The organism is Nitratidesulfovibrio liaohensis (genome assembly GCF_011682075.1).
GTDB classification, from domain to species: Bacteria; Desulfobacterota; Desulfovibrionia; order Desulfovibrionales; family Desulfovibrionaceae; genus Cupidesulfovibrio; species Cupidesulfovibrio liaohensis.
Map to the genome: position 1 here is coordinate 1 of NZ_VSMK01000146.1, position 5,910 is coordinate 5,910.

A 5,910-nucleotide genomic window follows, 5' to 3' on the forward strand; every position below is an offset into this window, starting at 1 on the left:
CGGGGGGACGAAACCCCGTCCCGTGGGGCCTCGCGGCGGCGGGGCAGCCGGAGGGCTCGGTGTGTGACGGTGCCGTGTGCGCCCCGCCCGCGCGGCTGCCGCAGGGAAACATACCCCAAGTGGTAGCCCGCGAAAAAGGGGGTCTTTCGACCCCCCTTTCATTCATGATGCATGCACGGTCAGCTGCATGCCGGTAGCGGTGCGCTTGCATCCGTACGGCATGGCGGCGTTCCGTCCTGCGGCTAGGCTTCTTCCGCGCCCAGCTGCATGCGGACGAAGCGGCCGATGGTGACGTTTTCGCCCAGGGTGGCGATGACGTCGTTCAGCAGGTCGCGGATGGTCATCTTGTCGTCGCGGATGTACGGCTGTTCCAGGAGGCAGATCTCCTTGTAGAACTTCTTGATGCCGCCTTCAACGATCTTCTCGATGATGTTCTCGGGCTTGCCTTCTTCACGGGCCTTCTGGCGGTAAACCTCGCGCTCGCGCTCGATGACGGCGGGGTCCACGGACTCGGCGTCCACGGCGGCGGGGTTGTTGGCCGCAATCTGCATGGCCACGTTCTTGGCGAATTCCTGGAACTTTTCGTTGCGGGCCACGAAATCGGTTTCGCACTTCACTTCCACGAGAACGGCGATCTTGCCGGTGGAGTGGATGTAGTTGCCGATGACGCCTTCGGAGGTGGCGCGGCCAGCCTTCTTGGCGGCCTTGGAAAGGCCCTTCTGGCGCAGCCAGTCGACGGCCTTTTCGAGGCTGCCGCCGTTTTCTTCCAGGGCCTTCTTGCAGTCCATCATGCCAGCGCCGGTCTTTTCGCGCAGTTCCTTAACCATCTGGGCGGTAATTGCCATTGTGCGGTCTCCCTGAGATGTCGTGGAGGTCTGATTACTCGGCGGCGGCTTCGGCGGCGGGAGCGGCCTCAGCGGCGGGGGCCGCGGGGGCGGCTTCAGCCTTGGGCGCGGCGGCCTTCTTCAGCTCTTCCTCGGCGTCCTTGCCCTTGCGTTCCTTGCGCATGGCGTCGCCTTCCAGGCAGGCGTCGGCGATGGCGGCCACGAAGAGCTTGATGGCGCGGATGGCGTCATCGTTGCCGGGGATGACGAAGTCGATCAGGTCGGGATCGCAGTTGGTATCGGTAACCGCCACGATGGGGATGCCGAGCTTGCGGCATTCCTTCACGGCGATGTCTTCGCGGTGCGGGTCCACGATGAAGGCGAGCTGGGGCAGACGGTCCATTTCCTTGATACCGCCAAGGGTGGCCAGCAGCTTGTCCATCTCGCGCTGCATGCGCAGGATTTCCTTCTTCTGGTACTTGTTGACGGTGCCGTCGGCGAACATGGCCTCGAGCTTCTTCAGGCGGTCGATGCTCTTCTGGATGGTGGTGAAGTTGGTCAGCGTGCCGCCCATCCAGCGGTTGGTCACGTAGAACTGCCCGGCGCGGCCGGCTTCCACGGCCACGGCTTCCTGAGCCTGGCGCTTGGTGCCGATGAACACGACCTTGCCGCCGTTGACCACGGTGTCCACAACCTTGTCGTGGGCGGTGCGGAACAGCTTGACTGTCTGCTGCAGGTCGATGATGTGGATGCCGTTGCGGGCGCCGAAGATGAAGGGGCGCATCTTGGGGTTCCAGCGGCGGGTCTGGTGACCGAAGTGCACGCCGGTTTCCAGCATCTGCTTCATGGAAACGTAAGCCATTTCAGAACTCCTTGCGGGTTTTTTCTTCCACACCGGCCATGGCCCTTCAACCCGCGCCGCTCAAAGCGTGGCGGGCACCCCGGGCCGAAACCGGAGTGTGCTTGGTGTAAAAGGCAGGAATGCATACGCCAGATTGTGGCGGATGGCAAGCGCTGGGGAGGCGTCAAATGGTCTTTTCGCCCGTTGGCTGACCGACCCGAAGGGCGCGAAGCGTGCCCGTTACGCGAGCTTGCGAGTGTTACGGGCATCGAGCGCAACGCGGTCAAGCTTTGCCTGCCATAGCTCTGCTGTCCTTATCCGTAAGGTTCGCTTCGCTCACCAACGGCTAGGGCAATGCTCGAAGACTCGCATAACGGCTGCCGCATGCTCCCTCATGGCAGGCTCGCTTTCCTTGCCAACGAACGAAAATCCTCATTTAGAAACAGCCCGTTGGCGGGGCGGGGGTAGCCAGCATTCGTTCGGGCGCGGCGGGCGGCCCCGCCTACTGCAACGGCACCTCGGGGTGCTCGTCCCCATCCGGGGCAGCCAGCACGGGGTTGATCAGCAGCCCCACCTGCTCGATTTCCACGCGCACCTCGTCGCCGGGCACGATGGGGCCGACACCCACGGGGGTGCCGGTAAGGATGAGGTCGCCGGGCAGCAGGGTCATGACGCGCGAAATGGCGCTGACCATCTCGTTGGGGGTGAACAGCATGTCGGCGGTATTGCCCTGCTGGCGCACCTCGCCGTTGACCAGGGTGCGCACGGCCAGGTTGGCGGTGTCGGGCAGGTCGGTTTCTATCCACGGACCCACGGGGCAGAAAGTGTCGTAGCCCTTGCAGCGGCCGAACAGGCCATCGCGGCGTTGCTGGTCGCGGGCGGTAACGTCGTTGGCGCAGGTATAGCCGAAGATGTTCGCGGGCACGGCATCCGGTGAAATGTTGCGACATTGCCGTCCGACGACAAGGGCCAGTTCGCCCTCGTAGTCCACCCGGCCCACGCCCTGCGGCACCAGAATGGGTTGGCCGCTGCCGATGACGGCGGTGGGGGCCTTCAGGAAGAACACCGGCTCGTCCGGCACGGGAAAGCCGATTTCCGCCGCGTGGTCGCGGTAGTTCATGCCCGCGCAGATGATCTTGGACGGGGCCACCACCGGCAGGATGGCAAGGTCCGCCAGCGGGATGGGGTCTTTCAGCCCCAGTTGGTGGTTCAGGCACACCACGCCGTCGTCCTGCAACGCGCCAAAGAACACGCTGCCCTTGTATTGCACCCGTACCACGCGCATGTCGCCGCTCCGCTCCGGCGGGCGTACCCGCCGCGTTGCATCGTCAATGCCCGAAATCGGGCGCCGTCAGGTTCGGAAAGGGGGTAGCCGCCTTTTCCGAAAAGGGCCGAAAAAGCCGTTGCCGGGGCCGCGCGGCACCCTGCGGATGGTCAGATGGTGGTGATCACGGGCACCACGATGGGGTCGCGCTCCAGCACCTTGCGGAAGAACCGCCGCAGCGACGAGCGGATGCGGTCCTGCAGCCGTTCCGTCTCGCCGGGGGGGATGTTCTCGAAGATGTCCAGCACGATGCACTTGGCGTCTTCCAGCACGTGGTTGTAGTGCTGTTCGAACACGAAGCCCTTGGACAGCATTTCCGGGCCGTGCAGCACTTCCCAGCCGGTGTCGTCCACCACCAGCACCACGATGACCATGCCCTCGCCGCCCAGGATGTGCCGTTCCTTCAGCACCGAATGGCCAACGTCGCCCACGCCCTTGCCGTCCACCAGAATGAACTCCACCGGCACGTGCTCTTCGAAACGCACGCTGTCCGGAGTGAGGGTGATGGGATCGCCGTTTTCAAGGATGATGGTGCGTTCCTGCGCCACGCCGCATTCCTGCGCGAGGCGGCAGTGCTTGACCAGATGGCGGTATTCGCCGTGCACCGGCACGAAGTAGCGGGGGCGCACCGCCTCGATCATGGCGCGCAGCTCGTCGCGGTGGGCGTGGCCCGATGCGTGGATGGAGCGCACCTTGTCGTAGTATACTTCCGCGCCCAGCCGGTACAGTTCGTTGATCAGCTTGGTGATGGCCCGCGCGTTGCCGGGGATGAAGCGCGAGGACATGACCACCGTGTCGCCCCGGTGGATGCACAGCTGCTTGTGCTCGCCCATGATGATGCGCGAAAGGGCCGACAGCGGTTCGCCCTGCGAACCGGTGACCAGCAGCACCAGGTCGCGGTCGGCCATGGGGGGCATGGTCACGGCGTCCAGGATCATGCCCGCCTCTGCCCGCAGAAAGCCGAGGTTGCGCGCTATCTCTATGTTGTTCATCAGGCTGCGGCCACTGACCACCACCTTGCGCCCGAATTCGCTGGCCAGGTCGAACACTTCCTGGATGCGCTGGATGTGGCTGGAGAACAGCGTGACCACGATGCGGCCTTCCGCTTCCTGAAACAGCTGGCGGAAGGTGTCCATGATCTCGCGCTCGCCCAGCGACTGGCCGTCACGCTCGATGTTGGTGGAGTCGGACAGCAGCAGGCGCACGCCCTCTTCACCGGCAAAATCGCGGAACAGCGCAAGGTCTGTGCCGGGGCCGGACAGGGGATTGGGGTCGATCTTGAAGTCGCCGGTGTGCACCACGCGGCCCGCCGGGGTTTCCACGGCCAGGGCGTACCCTTCGATGATGGAATGGCACACCGGCAGAAAGCGGAAGGTCATGTCGCCGAGCACCAGCGGCACGTCCGGCGAGACGGGCACCAGTTCCACGCGGTCGGCCAGGCCGTGTTCGCGCAGCTTGTGTTCCACAAGGGCCAGGGTGAAGCGCGAGCCGTAGATGGGGGCCTTCAGGTGGGGCATCAGCCACGGCAGCGCGCCTATGTGGTCCTCGTGCGCGTGGGTCAGCACGATGCCGCGCACCCGGTGGCGGTTCTGCAACACGTGGTCGAAGCGCGGAATAACCACGTCCACGCCAAGGTGGTAGTCTTCGGGGAACATCAGGCCGCAGTCCACCAGGACCATGGAGTCTGGCGTGGACCAGATCTGGCAGTTCAGGCCGATCTCTCCGAGTCCGCCAAGGGGGGTGATGGTCAGGTGCGGGGTCTGGTCCGCCATGCGAGGGGCTCCACTCTGGTTGCGCGTCTGGTGATGGGTGAAAGGGCACGGGTCAGTTCCTCTTGCTATCGCAAAAAGACGGGCCTCACAAGGGGATGCGTTGTGCATGACGACCCGTGCCGTTTGGCTGAACAGTCCGTGGCGGACGGGGGGGCGCCCTGCAAACGTGTGACACAAGGGTATCCGCAACAATGGGCAGTGGGCCGCAGTGCGTTGCGGTCCGCATGCTGCGGCAATACGCCGGGGAGCGGCAGCGGCGGGAACGGAAAACGAAGGCCGCGCCACCCGGTGGGGCGGCGCGGCATGTGGTTGCCAGGCATGATAATTTCACATCGACAATGAACAACGAATGTTCAGCCGATGTTCGACTATATTCCCGGCGAGCTTGCCGACCAGCCTACGCGGGCTTGCGGCGCACCTCCACCCCGGCCAGTTTCTCCCAGTGGCGGATCAGCGCGCCGTGGTCGGCGTCACCCAGGCCGTCGGCCATCAGGCCCTGCATCACTTCCATCAGTTGCGCGGTCAGCGGCAGCGGGGCGTGCAATGCGTGCGAGGTTTCCAGCACGTTGCCGAGATCCTTGGCATGCAGGCGGATGCGGAAGCCGGGGGTGAACCTGCCGTCCATGACCAGCGGTGCCTTGGCGTCCAGCACGGTGCTGCCCGCAAGGCCGCCCCGGATGGCCTGGTAGACCAGGTCCGGGTCCGCCCCGGCACGGGTGGCCAGCACCAGCGCCTCGGACATGGCCGCGATGTTGCCCGCCACCACGATCTGGTTGGCCAGCTTGGCCACGTTGCCCGCGCCCACCTCGCCCACGCGCACCACGGAAGCGGCCATGGCCTTGAACACCGGCAGGCAGGCGTCGAAGTCCGCCTGCGCGCCGCCCACCATCACCGACAGGGTGCCGTCGATGGCCTTGGGCTCGCCGCCGCTCACCGGGGCGTCCAGCATGCGGATGGACTTTGCGGCCAGTTCCGCCGCTATCTCGCGGCTGGCCAGCGGGGCGATGGAGCTCATGTCCGCCACGATGCAGCCGGGGGCCGCGCCTTCCGCGATGCCGCCGGGGCCAAGCGCCACCGCGCGCACTTCCGGCGAGTTGGGCAACATGGCGATGACCACGTCCGACGCGGCGGCCACGGCGGCGGGGCTTT

At 65.4% G+C, this 5,910-nt stretch carries 5 protein-coding genes; all 5 read right to left on the reverse strand.

Features of this window, described 5'->3' with window-relative positions; all coding sequences use genetic code 11:
* Nucleotides 1-242: 242 nt before the first annotated feature.
* A complete protein-coding gene (tsf, locus tag FVW27_RS06210; RefSeq protein ID WP_167123647.1) occupies nucleotides 243-845 on the reverse strand; it encodes a translation elongation factor Ts in 603 nt (200 codons plus the stop codon).
* A 34-nt stretch (nucleotides 846-879) separates the two neighbouring features.
* The gene (gene rpsB, locus FVW27_RS06215) at nucleotides 880-1,686 is read right to left on the reverse strand and encodes a 30S ribosomal protein S2 (RefSeq protein ID WP_167123649.1); all 807 of its coding nucleotides are present in this window, start codon (nucleotides 1,684-1,686) and stop codon (nucleotides 880-882) included.
* Nucleotides 1,687-2,167: 481 nt separating this feature from the next.
* On the reverse strand, nucleotides 2,168-2,950 hold the full coding sequence (locus FVW27_RS06220) for a fumarylacetoacetate hydrolase family protein (RefSeq protein ID WP_167123651.1): 783 nt from the start codon (nucleotides 2,948-2,950) through the stop codon (nucleotides 2,168-2,170).
* Nucleotides 2,951-3,099: 149 nt separating this feature from the next.
* A complete protein-coding gene (locus FVW27_RS06225) occupies nucleotides 3,100-4,761 on the reverse strand; it encodes a ribonuclease J (RefSeq protein ID WP_167123653.1) in 1,662 nt (553 codons plus the stop codon).
* Between the two features lie 397 nt (nucleotides 4,762-5,158).
* On the reverse strand, nucleotides 5,159-5,910 hold a 752-nt coding region (gene garR / locus FVW27_RS06230), incomplete at its 5' end, for a 2-hydroxy-3-oxopropionate reductase (RefSeq protein ID WP_167123655.1).